This is a genomic window from Rothia sp. HMSC064D08, assembly GCF_001809525.1.
GTDB lineage: Bacteria > Actinomycetota > Actinomycetes > Actinomycetales > Micrococcaceae > Rothia > Rothia dentocariosa.
The window spans coordinates 1-17,621 of sequence record NZ_KV797900.1 but is presented as its reverse complement, the minus strand read 5'-3'; the positions used below and the strand labels follow the sequence as shown (position 1 = coordinate 17,621).

Annotated in this window: 15 protein-coding genes; all 15 read right to left on the bottom strand. The window is 51.5% G+C overall.

Annotated elements, in window-relative coordinates; translation table 11 throughout:
• Positions 1-24 precede the first annotated feature (24 nt).
• The 15 genes from HMPREF2625_RS06915 to HMPREF2625_RS06845 all read right to left on the bottom strand — a co-directional run bounded on the left by HMPREF2625_RS06915 (position 25) and on the right by HMPREF2625_RS06845 (position 17,400).
• Positions 25-1,161 (bottom strand): prephenate dehydrogenase, encoded by a 1,137-nt coding sequence (locus HMPREF2625_RS06915; RefSeq protein WP_070523357.1) that lies wholly within the window; start codon positions 1,159-1,161, stop codon positions 25-27.
• Positions 1,161-2,234: a pseudouridine synthase gene (locus tag HMPREF2625_RS06910; protein ID WP_070523354.1), complete on the bottom strand. Its 1,074-nt coding sequence runs from the start codon at positions 2,232-2,234 to the stop codon at positions 1,161-1,163. Before HMPREF2625_RS06910 ends, HMPREF2625_RS06915 begins: the two co-directional genes overlap by 1 nt.
• A gap of 94 nt (positions 2,235-2,328) precedes the next feature.
• Positions 2,329-3,264, bottom strand: coding sequence for an SMC-Scp complex subunit ScpB (scpB, locus tag HMPREF2625_RS06905; RefSeq protein ID WP_246826739.1), 936 nt, complete (start codon positions 3,262-3,264; stop codon positions 2,329-2,331).
• The gene (locus HMPREF2625_RS06900) at positions 3,261-4,253 is read right to left on the bottom strand and encodes a segregation and condensation protein A (RefSeq protein ID WP_070523351.1); all 993 of its coding nucleotides are present in this window, start codon (positions 4,251-4,253) and stop codon (positions 3,261-3,263) included. The genes scpB and HMPREF2625_RS06900 overlap by 4 nt, the downstream gene beginning before the upstream one ends.
• Positions 4,254-4,397: 144 nt before the next feature.
• Positions 4,398-5,258: a ParA family protein gene (locus tag HMPREF2625_RS06895; protein WP_037231464.1), complete on the bottom strand. Its 861-nt coding sequence runs from the start codon at positions 5,256-5,258 to the stop codon at positions 4,398-4,400.
• A gap of 267 nt (positions 5,259-5,525) precedes the next feature.
• Entirely contained in the window at positions 5,526-6,953 is a 1,428-nt protein-coding gene (locus tag HMPREF2625_RS06890) for a cation:dicarboxylate symporter family transporter (protein ID WP_070523348.1), read from the bottom strand.
• Between the two features lie 343 nt (positions 6,954-7,296).
• The gene (locus tag HMPREF2625_RS06885; protein WP_070523345.1) at positions 7,297-8,472 is read right to left on the bottom strand and encodes a site-specific tyrosine recombinase XerD; all 1,176 of its coding nucleotides are present in this window, start codon (positions 8,470-8,472) and stop codon (positions 7,297-7,299) included.
• 6 nt (positions 8,473-8,478) lie between these two features.
• Positions 8,479-9,201, bottom strand: a complete 723-nt coding sequence (locus HMPREF2625_RS06880; protein WP_083295640.1) for an NUDIX domain-containing protein — start codon at positions 9,199-9,201, stop codon at positions 8,479-8,481.
• A 151-nt stretch (positions 9,202-9,352) separates the two neighbouring features.
• A complete protein-coding gene (locus tag HMPREF2625_RS06875; protein ID WP_070523342.1) occupies positions 9,353-11,050 on the bottom strand; it encodes a CTP synthase in 1,698 nt (565 codons plus the stop codon).
• Between the two features lie 238 nt (positions 11,051-11,288).
• On the bottom strand, positions 11,289-12,998 hold the full coding sequence (gene recN / locus HMPREF2625_RS06870; protein ID WP_070523339.1) for a DNA repair protein RecN: 1,710 nt from the start codon (positions 12,996-12,998) through the stop codon (positions 11,289-11,291).
• Between the two features lie 140 nt (positions 12,999-13,138).
• On the bottom strand, positions 13,139-14,107 hold the full coding sequence (locus HMPREF2625_RS06865; RefSeq protein WP_013398797.1) for an NAD kinase: 969 nt from the start codon (positions 14,105-14,107) through the stop codon (positions 13,139-13,141).
• 126 nt (positions 14,108-14,233) lie between these two features.
• Positions 14,234-14,968, bottom strand: a complete 735-nt coding sequence (locus tag HMPREF2625_RS06860) for a TlyA family RNA methyltransferase (RefSeq protein ID WP_070523336.1) — start codon at positions 14,966-14,968, stop codon at positions 14,234-14,236.
• Entirely contained in the window at positions 14,969-15,169 is a 201-nt protein-coding gene (locus HMPREF2625_RS06855; protein WP_070523334.1) for a hypothetical protein, read from the bottom strand.
• Positions 15,170-15,172: 3 nt separating this feature from the next.
• A complete protein-coding gene (locus tag HMPREF2625_RS06850) occupies positions 15,173-16,207 on the bottom strand; it encodes an HAD-IIA family hydrolase (RefSeq protein ID WP_070523331.1) in 1,035 nt (344 codons plus the stop codon).
• 62 nt (positions 16,208-16,269) lie between these two features.
• Positions 16,270-17,400 carry a tetratricopeptide repeat protein gene (locus HMPREF2625_RS06845; RefSeq protein ID WP_070523328.1) on the bottom strand — a complete coding sequence of 377 codons (1,131 nt, stop codon included), beginning with the start codon at positions 17,398-17,400 and terminating at the stop codon, positions 16,270-16,272.
• Positions 17,401-17,621: the final 221 nt, after the last annotated feature.

Here is a 17,621-nt window from a genome sequence, read left to right as displayed (position 1 = left end):
GGGGTAACTGCTGAAGAACGCCAGCTATTTTACGACTTTCCAGCCTCGTTCCGTGAGCCCGTCTACCAAATAGTCGTGTTTTGCCGGGTTTACCGAGACCTCAGCCATGCCGACGGGCGCGCCCGTGGAGTGCTCCAGCCGCAAATCTTCAAGGTTAACCCCCAAATCGCCAATATCTGCCAGCATCCGTGCCAAAGTTCCGGGCTCATCATCAACCAAAACGGTGAGGGTCGCAAAAGCCGTCGGAACTCCACCATGTTTACCGGGAATGCGCGCCACACCGGCGTTTCCTTCGCTCATCAGCTGCGCAAGATCAAGCCTGGCGCCCGATGCCGAAGGATCTTCCAATGTTTCAATCAGACGGTTTAAATCTTCTCGCACACCATAGAGGCTTTTCACGATAGGCGCTGCGTTCGCCGCAAAAATCTGCACCCAGAGTGCGGGGTCGGAAGCAGCGATGCGAACTGTATCGCGAAGCCCTTGCCCCGCTAAACCAAGCGCATATAAGGGAGTTTCCTGCAGCCGAGTCGCTAGCAGGGAGCTCATAGCCTGCGGCAGATGTGAAATCAACGCAACAGTTTCGTCGTGTTCTTCAGCGCTAAGAGTCGTCACGAAAGAGCCAAGCTCTACCGCAAGAGCGCGCACTAATCGCACGCACTCGATACGTGCATCGTCATGTTCGCAGATAATCCAGGGACGCGCCCGAAAAAGCTCCCCACGCGCCGCAACCGGGCCGGTCTTTTCACGCCCAGCCATCGGGTGCGAACCAACGTATCGTGAAGCATCAGCCTCAGAGGCGAGTACCTGCTCTAAAGGCTGTACTTTAACGGAGGCAATGTCGGTCACGGTAGCGCCCGCATATCCGGGGCTAGGCGCATACTCCCGCAATGCCTGTACGCAAAGCTTTCCGGCTATATCCGGTGGAGAGGCCACAACTACCAGCTGCGGGGTGAAAGACTCACGCTCATCGGGATCAAGGGTATCGAGCCGGGTTCCTGCCCCAATATCTTCGGCGACGGCTTCAACGGTGGGCGAAATATCCTGCAGATAAACTTCAAGCCCCGCAGCACGCAAACCTAGCCCGATAGATGCACCCAATAGGCCAGCCCCTACCACGAGGACCGGTCCTTCCAGCATGGGGGTCATAGTTGTTTCTGTCATTACATCTCCACCGAAGCAAGCAGATGCCCAATTTCGACTTTAGAAAGATTACGAACAGTCCCCTGCTTCTGCGATCCGATACGAATGGGACCCATCTGCACACGAACAAGTTTCTCCACAGGGTACCCCACGGCTTCAAAGAGGCGGCGCACAATACGATTCTTGCCCGAGTGAATGGTCACTTCAATCAGCACATGGCCGGGCGCCGAATCCACAAGTTTAAAAGAGTCCACCCTCGATACGCCGTCTTCAAGGCGAATACCTTTCTTTAGCTCAGCGCCAATCCCCGACTCTACTGGGCCGCGCACCTGCACCAGATACGTTTTGGGTACCTCATACGAAGGATGTGTTAAACGGTTTGCGAGCTCGCCGTCGTTAGTAAGAAGCAGCAGGCCCTCGGTTTCCACGTCTAATCGTCCCACATGGAAAACGCGCTCATTCATAGAGTCACGTAGAAAATCTTTAATGCAGGGGCGGCCATCGGGGTCTTCCATCGTGGAAACGACGCCGGCAGGTTTATTGAACGCCATGTAGATGAGCTTTTCGTTAGTCTGCACGGTCATACCATCAACCTGCACAATCACATCGGCAGGATTAACACGCACCCCCAGCTCGGTCACGACCTCACCGTTAACGGTCACTCGTCCTTCCGTGATCATCTCTTCACATACACGACGCGATGCAACACCTGCCTGCGCCATCAATTTTTGCAGGCGTACACCGTCGTGATCATAGAAATCAAAATGATCCACAGGCGCATTACGGGGACGGCGTGGGCGATGTGGCCCAGAGTAGTTATTTACCCTGTATTCGCCGCGCTCATGCGGGAAAGCTTCACCGGAACGATAGGGGCGATGCGGCGCCCGCCTATCCCGCTTGGAAGCACGCGCACCGTGGCTACGCGCGGCGCGTGAAGACCCTGATGTACCGGCTTTAGGCTTTCCGCCGCCTGAAGTTTTGCCACTAAATTTACCGCCTCGGGTTGAGGAGCTAGCGCCCACGCCATTACGTTTCGCGCCGGGTCGAGGTTTCCGCGACCCGGGGTTTTTACCGTGAGAGTTTCCATATGCCATAGTCTTATTCCTTATGTCGTTATGTCGTTCGTCTAAAGTTTTCACAAGATTTTGGTGCCCACCACTTCCTGGATTTAGTCCGCGGGCGGATAGGTTAGTTACGATTACCGTGTTCAGAGGGGCTGTCAGAGAGCACTGCTGCCTCGGTTTCATCAGGTAAAAGAGGCGCAAGCGCGGGAAGCTCTTCCAGAGAGTTGAGACCTAATTTTGTCAAGAAAAGTTCCGTAGTCTCGTAAAGAACCGCGCCGGTTCCCTCCTCTTTACCGGCCGCGTGCACGAGCTGGCGCTGTACAAGCTGACGTACCGATGCATCCGCGTTTGTTCCTCGGACTGCGGCTATTGCGGTACGCGTAACCGGCTGCCGGTAAGCGATAACTGCCAGGGTTTCATATGCGCTTTTGCTCAGGGTAGCGCTCTGTGAGCGGGTCACAAACCTCGCTACCCAGGGAGCAAAATCGGCGCGAGAATACAACCGCCAACCACCGGCAACTTGGCGAAGCTCAAAACCACGCGGCTCGTGGGCGGGAGTGTCTTCACCATATTCCGAATCGTCACCGTTATATTCACGATAAAGCTCGTCAAGAGCGTGCTCAATACTGCGCTCATTGACAATCAGGGCGGCAGAGAGTTCGCGCACGCTTACAGGAGTATCAGCAACAGCAAGAATAGCTTCAATAGCGCTTTTCACGCCCCCAGGAATAAGCTCAACGCGCGAGAATTCCTCTGCATCAGCGGCAACCGCTCGGGTTATCTTCGCGGGATGCCGAGCATCCGGAGACGTTATATTTTTATCAGAATCGCGTTCAGTCTCGGCTTTGTGTTCCTGGTCAGTAGAAGTCTGCTCGGGTACCGAGGCATTTTTACAATCAGATTCTTCTCCGGATTCACTGTCTGTCTCAGTATCGGCACTAGGGTCCCAGTAGCCTAGGTTCACCATCGCTAAATCATTCTCGGTGAATTCATCCTCAAATCGGCTCCCCTGCTGCTGCATGGCTGTCTTACCAGCAGAGTCGAAGGATTCTTCGCTCATGCGGTCTCCTCCCCTGCGTTTTTAACGCTCTCTGACAAGGTAAGATCATCCGCGCTATCGCGATGTTCTGGACTGTAGCCCTGCCTTGTATCATGTGCTGACACTGCCGGTTCAGCAGGAACAAAAGCACGCGCATATTCGGTAGCACGTACCGAAATCTCGGCAAGCGGCGCATCCTGATGTACGTCTACCGCACCCTCTTTATACAGTTCTAAGAGGGCCAAGAAACGCACAACTGCGATGTCAAGTCCCTGAGCATCATGCACCAGTGCCGAAAATGTTACCGATAATACCGTCGGTTTACACGCAAGAAGTGCATCCAGAATATATTGTTCTTCGTGTGCAATCGTTGTTGAGGCGCCGTGAAGGTGCTCATTCAGTTCCTCAGCAACATCAGCCGGATTCGGTTCTAGATTAGTCGAAGGTTTCGGGGCAAATGCTTGCGCTGCAATACGCGCAAATTCCTCCACTCCCCCTTTGAAAACAAGCTCTGGAAGGGCCTTCACAAATACAGGTTCAAGCGCCACGGTCCGCGGAAAGCGCTGGGTCTCTTCGCGCCAACGATCAGCGAAAATAGCGGCTACCTCACGGTAGGCGCGGTACTGAAGCAACCGGGCAAAAAGCAAATCACGCGCTTCTAGAAGAGCCACATCCTGATCCAATGGTTCATGATTCTGCGGGAGTAGCCGGGCGGCTTTAAGCTCTAGCAGAGTCGCTGCCGTTACCAAAAAATCGCTTGCCTCGTCTAATGCGCGTTCGGTGCCCTGTGAATATAGGGCATGCAGATACTCCAGGAACTCGTCGGTTACTTCAGCAAGCGCAATGTCTGTGATATCGAGCTTACGACGTGTGATCAGTGTTAGGAGAAGGTCGAATGGGCCCTCAAAATTCGGTAAATTAAGCGTGAATCCAGCACCGTTCACCGGATTGGAGGCATCAGACGTCTCATGCGGTGTCGGTACCCTCACGGCAGCGACATTTTTGGTCATAGTTGACCGATTTCCTTTACTGGGGATTGCAGGATAACCTGCGAGATTATAAAAGATACGGGATGTACCGCCCATATTATACGTGCCTTGACACCATACCTTCAAGGTTTATAGGTGGTGTCAAGGCACATGGGATCCAGAATCTTATCGGGCTCCGCCCTTGTAAATAAGTTCACGGGCTACCTGCCGGTAAGCTTGAGCCCCGGTGTGGTTGCTGGCATATGAGAGGATAGGCTCTGCCGATACTGTAGCATCCGGGAATTTAACGGTTCGCTTAATCACGGTGTCAAATACTTTATCTCCGAAAGCGTCAATAATACGTGCCAGCACTTCTTTAGAATGGATGGTGCGGGCGTCAAACATGGTCGCAAGAACGCCGGTAATTTCTAGATCTGGGTTCAGGCGATCCTGCACTTTCTCGATAGAGTCCACGAGAAGCGCCACAGCTCGTAGGGCAAAGAATTCGCAGATAAGCGGGATGATAACGCCATGTGATGCTGTCAATGCGTTTACGGTTAGCAGGCCGAGCGAGGGCTGACAGTCAATCAGAATAACATCGTACTCATTCTGTACCTTACGTAAGGCTGAGGCGAGTACCTGCTCGCGAGCAACTTCGTTTACTAGCTGAACTTCAGCCGCAGAAAGGTCGATGTTTGCAGGAAGAAGGTCGATGTTCTCGATATCGGTCGGTAGAATAACGTCGTTAATATCGACCTTACGATCCATCATCACGTTGTACACGGTCAGCTCAAGCTCATGCGGATTTGTACCGAAACCAGCGGACAGGGCACCCTGAGGGTCAAAGTCTACAAGGAGCACTTTACGACCACACTCCGCAAGTGCAGCACCAAGATTTATGGTTGAGGTCGTCTTTCCTACGCCACCCTTCTGATTCACCATTGAGATGATGCGGGCGGGACCATGTTGGCTTATAGGCGCAGGGTCGGGGTATTCACGTAGGGGTCGGCCGGTTGGTCCGAGTTCTTGTGCCGGTGCTTCGGTCAACTTATCTTCACCTTCGTCAACGAATTTTCTCTTTATGTATAAGGTTACCCCACACACGCCCGCTCAGCAGGTTTGTGAGTTCGCTTTACGTACGAATTATGTTACATCGCGCTCTGTTCAGGTCTATAAACCAAATATTCGGGAATTCTAGAGACCCCGCTCACCATAAGCCACAGCGTTATGTAATTCTCATGCTAAATCAGATCTTGCAATATGCGGGAAGGCGCTTTCCCCTAGAAACAGATACACCTTCCCGCATACTTTAACTTATTGATCTTCCGGTAGCGTCACAGTATTTTTAATCTTTGGTTCAGCTACAACGGACATCTGTTTGGTGGGAGATTTTTGACTTACCGCATTATCCACGTATTGGTCACCGTGTAGTTCGCCGCCCATGGTGGATTCGTCAAAGGGGATCTCCCCTTTCAGCACCGCATGAACACGATCCATATCTACCTCTTTAACAATCTTCCCCATGAGTAACGTCGCCACTGCGTTGCCTGTGAAGTTAGTGACCGCACGTGCTTCAGACATGAAGCGATCGATTCCCACGATCAAACCTACACCATTAACAAGGTCGGGGCGGTGCGACTGCAAACCGCCTGCCAGGGTCGCCAACCCTGCGCCCGAAACACCGGCAGCTCCTTTCGAAGCAATGATCATGAAGACCAGCAGAGAAATCTGCTCGCCTAACGCAAGTGGAGTCCCCATAGCCTCCGCGACAAAGAGGGCGCTCATCGTCAGGTAAATTGCGGTGCCATCCAGGTTAAAGGAATACCCCGTAGGAACCACAACGCCTACGACAGGCTTCGAAACACCTAAGTGTTCCATTTTGGCTATAAGACGCGGCAGCGCCGCCTCCGACGAGGATGTTGAGAAGATGAGGAGATATTCGCGCGCCAGATATTTCAACAGGGTAAAGATATTCACACCGGTTACGAGCTTGAGAATAGTGCCCAGAACGATTACGACAAAGAGAATACAAGTGATATAGAATGCCACCATCAAAATAAACATTGAGGAGATCGCACGGGAACCCGTAGAACCTACAACAGCTGCAATCGCACCAAGCGCACCAGCAGGCGCTAACCACATAATCATCATGAGCAGACGGAATACGAGCGCCTGACAGTAGGTCAGAAATTTGAGAATGGGAGCGCCAACCGGCCCCATCTTCTGCAGGGCAAAGCCGGTCAAAAGCGCCACGAAAAGGGTTTGCAGAATATTACCGCTTGTCAATGCCGAAAGCAAAGAAGTCGGCACAATGTTGAGCAGGAACGAGACAGTGCTGTCACCGCCATGTCCTTCAGACGAATTCGGAAGCGTGTATTTCGTTGTTGCCGGGTCATAGTGCAGCGAGCTTCCCGGCTCGATAATATTACCTACAACCAGGCCAATTCCTAAGGCAAAGGTCGACATGAGTACGAAGTACAGCAGCGCCAATCCACCGACCTTGCCGACGGTTGCTGCCTTAGCAATAGACCCTACACCCAGCACAATCGTACAGAAAATTACAGGAGCGATCATCATCTTGATGAGAGCGATAAAACCAGTACCGATGGGCTGCAGCTCTTTTGCAAAATCGGGAACGGTCATTCCCAAGATACACCCAAGGACCACAGCGGCAATCACCGAGAGGTAGAGCATATGGGTTGGGTCTTTGTAGAACGGTTTCTTTGCGGATTCCGTACTCATTAATTCTTTCCTTTCGCGCCGGGGACGCACGGTGCTGTGTGTCTATACCGACCAGAACTTTATTGTTCCGGATTCAGGATGTTATACAGGCTACACCTACGGCAACATTAACGCGGGTGTTTTCTGACTAAAATATGCCATTGCAACAGAATATTTACATGTCTGTTACAAACAGCATAAATATTACATCTTTAGAGTGTAAATCGTATAAATAAGCTAAATTATAGTATCTTATTGGCGTATTTTCTCTTTAAACGCATATTTGTCGGCATAGCTATACAGACATAGTGTCGTCGTTCTTCCGCGCAGCTATTCCCCACAGTCTACTTCTACTAATCACCTACTAAGTACGCTCATGTGCACGAGGATGCGCCATACGGTAAACCTCCAGCATCCCTTCCGGAGTAACCTTGGTATACATCTGTGTAGTCGCAATCGAGGCGTGTCCCAATAGTTCCTGAACCACGCGAATATCGGCGCCGCCCTGTACAAGATGCGTCGCAAACGAGTGTCGAATAGAGTGGGGCGAAAAATCAGAGCTCAGCCCTGCCTCCTCAGCTGCTTCTTTGAGGATAAGCCATGCTCCCTGTCGACCCAGCCGGCTCCCCCGCCCGTTGAGGAAAAGCGCAGCGGTGCCTTTACCGTGTGAAGCAAACTTGGGGCGAGCGCGCACAATGTAGTCTTCCAGCGCCCTCTGCGCATAGGATCCCAAAGGTACTAAACGCTCTTTACCCCCTTTGCCGAAAAGACGCACATACCCAGGCACGGCAATAGATTCCCCGTTTTCATCGCGGGGTTTTTCGCCCAGGTGTATATCGTCCAGATCTGTTGCCAGCATCTCGCTCACGCGCGCACCGGTAGCATATAAGAACTCAAGTATCGCTCGATTACGCAGACCGGTAGGAGTCTTAAGACTGGGAATGGCAAGGAGCTTTTGCATTTGCTCCACGGATACGGCTTTGGGCAATCGCTTCACATTTTTAGGCGGTTTCACGGCAGCGGCAGGATCGGTCTCCAGGATGCGCGAAGCATGCCAGAAACTATGCGCGCCACGAACTGCAGCCATGGTACGTGCAATTGAATTAGGGCCCAGCGGCAGAGGCAGTGTGACATCACGCGTACTCGTTGAAGGAGCCTTTGTCTGATCCGAGGTGTAGAGGGAAACCGCCAAAGACTCCAGGGTATCTTCGAGTTCCTCTGCTCGGGTATCAGATTCAGATGGTTTTTCTCCCTGACGTTTGCTGGGATGCCCCGAATCCCCGCTCTCCTCCGCACGCGGCAGTGTCGGTTGGGCAAGTTCACGCATAAAGGCACGCACATCGGCAGTGCGAATTCGGTGGGCATCAATGATACCGCGTGACGCCATAAATTCCACATATCGTTTTAAATCGCGTGCATACGAAGCTATCGTATTCTCGCTGCTGCCTTTTTCAACTCGCAGGTGAATAAGATACTGATCAATATCCCGCTCAAGCGGACTTATACGATGTATTCCTTCGCTCAGGTGCTGAGAAACCATAGCGAATTATTCCTCGTGTTTAAAAGTTTCGGGTCGGATACGGCGCCCTCCCAAGTAAGGGTGAAAATCCCAGGTATCGGCGGCATCTCGCAAGGGCAATTGCTCTTGCCGAGCCTCGACTGCGCAATATGACGCGAGAATAGCCTGAATAGCCAAACCGTTATGTAGTCGGCCCGCGAGCACAAGACGTACGGCTTGTTCAAGTGGCACCCATTGATAGGTAATCTCCGCTTCTTCGTCCCTGCGTACTATACGGTCTGCTTCAGGAATCTCGTACAGGTCTTGGGCGAGGTATATACGACCCGCTTCCGAAGCGGCTCCCGGAGTCGTATAATAATCGACCAAGCTGCGCCAGTGATGAGCTCCAAGATCGGCTTCTTCCGCGAGTTCGCGCTGGGCTGCATGAAGAGGGTCTTCACCGGTGATGTCAAGAAGACCTGCGGGAACTTCCCAGAGATTCATACGCACGGGATGCCTATACTGGCGCAGAAGCAGAATCTCATTCCAGTTGTTCACCGCAGCAACCGCAACGGAACCGGGCATGTCGATAACATCCCGCGTTAAAGTGGTACCGTGCCCGTCAAGATCATAGTGTTCCACGGCTGCTTGGAGAACATATCCGCTATACTGCACCTCACGGCTTAGGATTTCTCGCGTTGAGGGAGCATCGGTCACATCAGCATACATAGGGTCTATTCGATGCGGATTCTTGTTCTCTGAAGTGTTCATATCCCTATTCTAATTTGCATACTTACGGTCGCCAGAGTCAGAACCTTAAGGACAGAGCTATCAGCTGACAGCGCTGACGTTTCTATTTTCCTTTGGCAGAGCAAAGTCGCGGACTACATCGGCAGTCCGCGACTTTTTATGAAGAAAGTTCTTATTCTTTACCGCTACGCTTGAGAGCTGCTTTCACCAGCCCCGCAAAAAGCGGATGCGGCCGCGTAGGACGCGAACGGTACTCCGGATGAGCCTGAGTCGCCACATAGTAAGGATGCACATCAGCGGGGAGCTCAACATACTCCACGAGCGAGGAATCCGGTGAAGTGCCGGAGATAACCAAGCCCGCGTTCTCAAGCTGTTCACGGTACTCGTTATTAACTTCGTACCGGTGACGATGCCGTTCCGCCACTTCGGTCTCGCCATAGGCCTGAGCAACCTGTGAACCGGGAACCAGGTTAGCTGTGTACAGGCCCAAACGCATGGTTCCGCCCAAATCACCTGCGCCTTCCACAAACTGCTTTTGTTCTTCAATCGTGGCAATGACCGGAACCGATGTCTCCGGGTCAAACTCGGTTGAGGATGCGTCAGAAAGATTCAAAACGTTTCGAGCGTACTCAATCACCATGGACTGCAGCCCCAGGCAAATGCCCAGAGTAGGAATCTTATGTTCACGAGCATATTTCAATGCGCCGATCTTGCCGTCCAGACCGCGAATACCGAAACCGCCGGGTACTAAAATGGCATCCATATCGTGCAGCTGATGGTCTGCGTCTTCATCGGTGGCGCATAGGTCTGCAGCGACCCATTTGATATTGACCTTTGCATTATTCGCAAAGCCCCCGGCGCGCAGAGCCTCAGAAACCGAGAGGTATGCATCAGGAAGATCGATATACTTACCCACGAGGGCAATGTTAACGTCGGCGGAGGGGCGGTGCACCGCATCCAACAAACGATCCCACTGCGTGAAATCTGGCTCAGGGGCAGTCATGCCGAAGTATTCCAGAATATAATCGTCGAGCTTCTGGGAATGAAGGGTTTTGGGAATATCGTAGATGCTGGGGGCATCGGGACATGAGATAACGGCGGCAGTATCAACATCGCAGGCGTTACCGATTTTGGCGCGGTGCGATTCCGGAACATCACGCTCACAACGCAGAATCAAGCCATCGGGCAGGATACCCAAACCACGTAATGCTGCAACGGAATGCTGAGTAGGCTTCGTTTTGAGTTCGCCGGAAGGGCCGATAAAGGGTACCAAAGATACATGGAGGAAAAACACGTTCTGACGTCCAACGTCACGGCGTACTTGGCGTGCCGCTTCCATAAAGGGCAGCGATTCAATATCGCCTACCGTACCGCCGATTTCAGTGATGATGATATCGGGCGCGTTTTCGATTTCGGCGGCGTAACGCATACGTGCTTTGATTTCATCAGTGATATGAGGAATAACCTGCACGGTATCGCCCAAATATTCTCCACGACGTTCTTTTGCGATAACGGTCGAGTACACCTGACCGGTTGTAACGTTAGCGGATTGGTCAAGGTTCTCATCAAGAAAGCGTTCGTAATGCCCAATATCAAGGTCTGTTTCAGCACCATCGTCAGTTACAAAGACTTCGCCGTGCTGGAAAGGGTTCATGGTACCGGGGTCTACGTTAAGGTACGGGTCAAATTTCTGCATCGTGACCGATAGACCACGAGAACGTAGAATCTGACCGAGAGAAGAAGCTGAAAGACCTTTACCGAGCGAAGAAGCAACACCACCCGTAACAAAGATTTGGCGGGTTACCTTACCGTTAGCGGACGCGTTAAGAGCGTTATTATTTTCATTCACCACGGAATTCAAGCTTACCATTTTCTTTTCCCCTATCCAATAGAACACTAGCGGACGAGAGCGTTTCTCTTCCCTAAATTTAATGAGCTCTTTCCCGTATTTCGCGCAGTTTTTACGCCATAATAAACGCTTTATCTACCGCTGAATACCGTGTTGCACCACAACGGCCTCTAGAAATATCTGCGCCCCAACACTACCGAATATCCTTGGAATACTCCTCAGATATATCAGCTATGACCGTTGTCTTTTCAGCACCTGTTTACTCAAGCTGGCCCCCTGCGCGTAAAAGCTCTCGCGCGTGTTCTTGGGCTGCTTCCGACTGATCGTGTCCGGCGAGCATACGAGCGAGTTCCACAACACGCTCTTGGTCAGAAAGCACCTGTACTTTCGATAACGATGCATCATCATTTTTAAGAACCAGAATATGCTGATCCGCGAAAGCCGCAACCTGTGGTAGGTGAGTTACCACCAAAACTTGTACATGCTGGGCAAGCATTGCAAGCCTGCGACCAATCTCAATAGCAGCCTTACCGCCAACGCCCGAATCTACTTCGTCAAAGATAAAGGTGGGTACCGGATCCACTTCCGCCAACACAACCTCCAACGCAAGCATTACGCGCGAAAGCTCACCTCCAGAGGCGCCTTTCCCAAGTGGACGAGGGGTTGCCTCACGATGCGGAGCAAGCATAAAGGTCACTGTGTCACGACCATGAATTGAAAATTTATCTGCCTCGGCAACTTCAACAACAAGAGAAGCATTCGGCATGGCAAGCGCGGTTAGTTCTTCACTAACAGAATCCGCCAAACGCGAAGCGGCTTCTTGACGCGCTTTCATAAGCTGAGCTGCCTGCTCTCCTAAAGCCTGACGCAGGTCGGTGAGCTCTTGCTCTAGAGATTCCTGTCGCGCTGGATCATCAACAAGGTGAGTCAGGCGATCACGAGATTCTTCGGCCCACTCAAGGACTTCCGCAATATCTGCACCATATTTTCGCGTCAAAGTTTTCAGCTGCGCACGACGCTCCTGTACCTGCGCTAGGCGTTCAGGCCCTTCAGAATCTAACGAGGTCGAATAGGTAGAAATATCGGTGGCAATATCAGTCGCCAGAACTAAAAGTTCGTTAACCCGTTGAGCTAAATTCTCTATATCGCTATCAGCATCGGCTTGTCCCAAAAGAGATATATGTGCCGCATCCAGAAGACTCAGTACATTTGCCTCTGTACCTTCCGTATATTCGCTGCCCGACAGCGCCGCCGCTGCAACACCGGTTGCGGTACGAAGCGCCTCAACATTCATCAGTTTGATGCTTTCATTCTTAAGCGCTTCGTCCTCGCCCATCTGTGGGTTTACGGAGTCTATTTCTTCAAGCGCCCCCTGCAAGCTTTGCGCCTCTAATGCTCGTGCACGAGAATTCTCACGAACCTCTTTATATTCAGCGGCTGCGACTCGGTACCGCTCATAGGTATGCTGGTACTTCTCCAACAGGTCAAAAAGCTTTTCGCCCGCATAAAGGTCTAGTGCACGACGTTGCTCGCTGGCAGACTTGAGACGCAATTGATCCGACTGACCGTGCACAGCTACAAGAGTTTGCCCAATATCTGAAAGCTTACCGACAGGCGCGGTGCATCCTCCTACATGTGCTCGAGAACGCCCAGAAGCATTAACGGTGCGAGCTAAGAGAAGTTCGCTTGTTTTTTCATCTACCGGGTCAACTGTTCCGCCCACTTCTTCCGCGAGGGTCAAAGCCTTATGTTCTTGAGGTAGGCGCACAATGGCTTCCGCTAAGGCGCTCTTTGCCCCTTGACGCACACTTGCAGCATCACTACGTGCCCCGAGAAGCATACCAAGTGCCGTAACGACCATAGTTTTACCGGCACCAGTTTCACCTGTTAGAACCGACAGCCCGGGCTGCAAGGGTAATCGAGCATCAGTAATAATGCCCAAGTCCCGAATATGGATTTCTTCAATCACGATGCGTCTACCTTAAAGTCCTTACCGCATAGGGGCTGGAGTCGTGCCACATACGCAAGCTATGTGCGGCTCTATTGCACTGACCGACTTCCTGCTGGAGTGCCCAAACATTCGGTTTCCGTGTGAGTACCAGATATAAACTAATGAGGATCTTGCGAACTGTTTTTTTCACCGGCATCACACGCCTCACGCTCCTCCTCAGAGGTTGGGCCTCGCCATCCTCGAATAGGCAGAGCAAACTTACGAACCAGCCGTTCAGAGAACGGGGCGGGGTGGATACGTGCCAAAAGCACTGGTTTTTCAGATTTACGCACCTCAATACGGGAACCGGGCAGCAGATCATTCATACGTCGTCCATCGCACCACAACACACCGGATGCACCATGAGCCATCATTTCAACAGCTACCATAGAAGACGGAGATGCTACTAGCGGTCGTGCAAAAAGGGCATGTGCTGAAAGCGGCACCAATAATATAGCTTCTACCTCGGGCCAGACCACCGGTCCCCCACCTGAAAATGCGTATGCGGTGGATCCCGTGGGCGTACCTATCACCACACCATCACAGCCAAATGTGCTTATTGGCTTACGATCTACCTCAATGATGACCTCAATCATCTTCTCGCGGTTGCCTTTTTCAACACTTACTTCATTAAGCGCCCAATCCGTATGAACACGTTTCTCCTCGTGCCATACTTCAATGTCGATTGCCATACGCTCTTCGACCGCATACTCGCTCTTGACGATGCGGTCTACAGTTTCTTGCAGATCACTTTCTTCCGATTCCGCTAAGAATCCTACGTGTCCCAGATTCACGCCGATCAGTGGAATGCTTGTATGTCGCACCATTTCTGCAGCACGCAAGATAGAACCATCACCGCCGAGGACCATACCAAGCTCAATATCAATAAGCGCAACACTCTCATGCACCACCTGCACAGGCACCGGATCGTCCCAATTTTCCGTCAAGGCTTCCAGATCAGAACGGTTCATCACGGGCACTAGACCTGCACTATGCAGCTGTTTACATGCCTGGCGGGCTGCATCCCGTGCTTCTTTGCGGCCAGTATGCGCAAAGACTAGAATTTTACGATTTTCCGTTATTGACACGTTCTACCCTCCTCACAGCAGGCATTATTTGCGAATTATCCCACGACTACTTCTTTAGTATAGCCGAATTTCCCATTATACTGGAACATATTTTCTAGAATATTATTTCGATAAAAGGTTTGTTTGTTATTTCTGCTTCTTGCACCATAAGAAAAATTCGACGTTACCATCTTGCCCGGGTAAAGGGCTTTGCACAGTATCTATCACGCGAAGACCACATGATTGAGCCGAGTCTTGCACCTTACGCACGGCGAAAGCATGTGCTTGAGGATCTGTAACCACTCCTGCACGTCCAATTTGATGTTTTCCTACTTCAAATTGTGGTTTCACCATGAGCACTAAGTCCCCATCTTCCTCGGTCACCTGCGCAAGAGCATCTATGACTAATGTCAACGAGATAAAAGATAGGTCAGAGACAACTAGGGAAACTAAGCCCCCAATATCCTCTGGAGTTAGATAACGCACGTTAAGACCTTCATAAGCATCAACTCGAGGATCCATGCGCAAAGACTCAACAAGTTGACCGTGACCCACGTCAACTGCTGCAACATGTGAAGCCCCACGGCGCAAGAGTACGTCGGTAAATCCTCCGGTAGAGGCACCTGCGTCCAGACAGCGACGGCCGGCTACAGTTATGTGCGTAAAAATATCTAAGGCACCAGCAAGTTTATGCCCGGCACGACTCACATATTCTGTAAGAGGGCTTTCTTGTACCAGTACATCATCGTCACGATGTACAGGCTGCGATGCCTTATACACAATTTTCCCATTAACACTCACGCACCCGGCATCAATAAGTTTTGCCGCTAAAGTACGAGATGCAGCAAGCCCATGCTCGGCAAGAAATTTATCGAGCCGCACCTAGGAGTTCTCCCCGTGTTCTCGGGAGAAACGTACATTATCTTCGAGATTATCAACTAAGGTTCCATAGGCCCGAATACGCTCTACAGGATCCATCGCTAAAACAGCCTGCAGCTGTGTTTCAAACTCCTGGTAGTCAGCTTCTTCAAGGGACTCATGGCTATCAGCATTTTCTGTAGAGTTTTGTTGTTTCTTACCCATAAGTTAAACCTCGGGAAGACCTTGAATATTCGGGGTCACTGCCTGCTCCGGATGCGCCGCCCACCAGGCAGCGCAGGCTACGCGCCATGCTTCTGCTTCCGCATCGCTGCCGGAAAAACCCTCTGGCGCGAAAGAGCCTTGGACGGTTAAATAGAGGTTATTTCCCTGCACCTTGGCAGCCCATGATGGTCCATGCGCTGTAATCGCGTGGCTCTCATGGAGAATTTCGATCTGCGGATATGGTTCGAAGAAATCATCAAGAGTGCACAAAATATATGTGGGACGTTGTTCAGGGACCGCCGATATAACATCCTGATAGGTCTGCACGCCGGTCAGCACAAGTGCACCCGCCATATGAGCTTTGTTGGCTCCCAGAATATCGGTGTCAAGGCGGTCCCCTACAATAACGGGCTTTGAGGCTTTTACTGATTGAGCCGCAGTCTCAAAAATAGCGGCTTCAGGTTTCCCCGCGACTATCGGAGTACGGCGTGCCGCAATACCCACCGCCGCTACTAAAGTACCGTTACCGGGTGCTTGCCCTCGTTCCTTAGGAATAGTTTGGTCTGTGTTCGTGGCGACCCATAAGACGTTTTGATCAGCGAGAGTGTACGCTGCCTCTGCCAAATCTTCCCAGCTGAGCTGCGGGTTAAAACCCTGAACCACGGCAACAGGGTTGTCGGACTGTGATGATACAGGCTCCAACCCGACAGCCCGCAGACAATCTGCTAAAGCTTCAGTACCGGTAACCAGAATTTTAGACCCGGCGGGCACATGTTGAGCTAATAAAGCCGCACCAGCTTGGGCAGAACTGACAACACGTTCCGCCTGCGTGCGCACGCCTAAATCTTGCAGGTGAGCCGCTACAGATTCTACGGAGCGCGAGGCATTATTAGTCACAAAGACGACGGGAACTCCACTGCTTTCAGCGCGGTTCAAGGCTTCTGGCGCTCCCTCAATAGCGTAGGGTCCAGCGTATACTACCCCGTCGAGATCTGAAAGTAAGGCATCGTACTGAGCTAGTAGGGGTTCGCTCGTCATAATGTTCAATTCTTTCTGGTTATAGACAAAGCAAGTAGCCTCAGGCGAGGAACAGATAGTTTCTACTGCTCTGTTTCATTTTGGGAAGGCTTCGTTTCATATTCAGAAGATGCAACCGCCAAGTTCTTTGACTTGTCAGAACTATATGCCTCTTCCTTCTCTGGCTGTGTTCCCTCGTTAGTATTGCTTTGTCGTTTGAGGTCTTCTAGCACAGGTTCCTCAGGTTCAAAGAGCTCGGATTCACCATAAATATCGAAAATCTCAGGCTCGGCGAACTCACCCTGTCCCAAAGCAGCTTCGGCCCTGAACGCGAGGCGTGCCCACTGCTCTGCTTCCTGGCTTCGTCCTGCATTATCTAGAGCCTCGGAATATGCTGTGAAGAGTCGAGGGCTGTATTCGAAAGCCCGTTTTGGGTTTAGCTGCGGAATTTGGAGAGCCGATATCGCTTGCGATTTTTTGCCCTGATCTGCATATATCCCAGATTCAACAATGGCGAGTTCAACGCGAACCGGGGCAGGAAGATCTTCACGTTTAGCTTCTTCTATCATGTCAAGAGCTTTAGGGATACGGTTAAGAGCGCGCTCACAGTCTACGAGGAGCGCAAGATGATCCAGAGAACCGCTTATGCGACGATGCGTACGTAATTCACGTAATGCTAGTTCGTAATCTTCAGCGACATATGCGGCGACACCTACAGCCTCACGTACCGCAGAAATACGTCCTGCGCTTCGAGACGCAGCAACAGCATGCTCAAGCGCAAACTGGGGATCAAGCTCCAGATATCGTCCAGTCATAACAAGATGTTTTGCAACGGTAGCGGCATTCCTAGACTCAAGCGCGCGAAGCTGACGGCTTGTAGCACTGTCTAATTCACGACCTGTTACATCACTGTCAATCTCAGGCGCCTTTAGCTTGGCAGGACGATAACCCGCTCGACCGTCAACAGATCGCACGTTCTCCTGAGACTCTGTCTTATACGCGTGCTGCCTAGGTGACTTACTCCGAAAATCGAAACGATGCGATTTATTCGGGTTTTTCAAGTCGTTTCGGCGTCCTCCATCGCTATCCTTATGTTTTGCCCCAGCCCCATCAGAATGTTGAGCGTTACTGTGGTAGTTGCTCTTCTGGGAGTTTTTTGCAGTGGAAGCACCAATAGCACCCTGCTTATTTTTAGACTGGGGGGTCTCAGACATGAATCTCCTCAAAGGGGAAGGCGGGATCAAACACAGAATCTTCGCTACAAATTTTGGAAGATAATCTCAGGGTGCTAAATGCACCTTTTATATTCTAGTACAGGTTGGCATAGACCGATACCCTAGAGATACTAGATCACAAGATAGCTTTTCTTCTGCATCTACTCGTAGAAGGCGGGCTAGTAGGTTGGGTTGTTTGGTAAAAACCACCGTTAAACACA

What these genes read in the sequence shown, in the direction of transcription:
- HMPREF2625_RS06910 (WP_070523354.1), bottom strand. Translation starts at nt 2,234, where the DNA reads ATGGCATATGGAAACTCTCACGGTAAAAACCCCGGGTCGCGGAAACCT.
- HMPREF2625_RS06850 (WP_070523331.1), bottom strand. Translation starts at nt 16,207, where the DNA reads ATGACGAGCGAACCCCTACTAGCTCAGTACGATGCCTTACTTTCAGAT.
- HMPREF2625_RS06855 (WP_070523334.1), bottom strand. Translation starts at nt 15,169, where the DNA reads ATGGGTAAGAAACAACAAAACTCTACAGAAAATGCTGATAGCCATGAG.
- HMPREF2625_RS06880 (WP_083295640.1), bottom strand. Translation starts at nt 9,201, where the DNA reads ATGAACACTTCAGAGAACAAGAATCCGCATCGAATAGACCCTATGTAT.
- HMPREF2625_RS06900 (WP_070523351.1), bottom strand. Translation starts at nt 4,253, where the DNA reads ATGACCAAAAATGTCGCTGCCGTGAGGGTACCGACACCGCATGAGACG.
- HMPREF2625_RS06845 (WP_070523328.1), bottom strand. Translation starts at nt 17,400, where the DNA reads ATGTCTGAGACCCCCCAGTCTAAAAATAAGCAGGGTGCTATTGGTGCT.
- HMPREF2625_RS06890 (WP_070523348.1), bottom strand. Translation starts at nt 6,953, where the DNA reads ATGAGTACGGAATCCGCAAAGAAACCGTTCTACAAAGACCCAACCCAT.
- HMPREF2625_RS06915 (WP_070523357.1), bottom strand. Translation starts at nt 1,161, where the DNA reads ATGACAGAAACAACTATGACCCCCATGCTGGAAGGACCGGTCCTCGTG.
- HMPREF2625_RS06885 (WP_070523345.1), bottom strand. Translation starts at nt 8,472, where the DNA reads ATGGTTTCTCAGCACCTGAGCGAAGGAATACATCGTATAAGTCCGCTT.
- scpB (WP_246826739.1), bottom strand. Translation starts at nt 3,264, where the DNA reads ATGAGCGAAGAATCCTTCGACTCTGCTGGTAAGACAGCCATGCAGCAG.
- HMPREF2625_RS06875 (WP_070523342.1), bottom strand. Translation starts at nt 11,050, where the DNA reads ATGGTAAGCTTGAATTCCGTGGTGAATGAAAATAATAACGCTCTTAAC.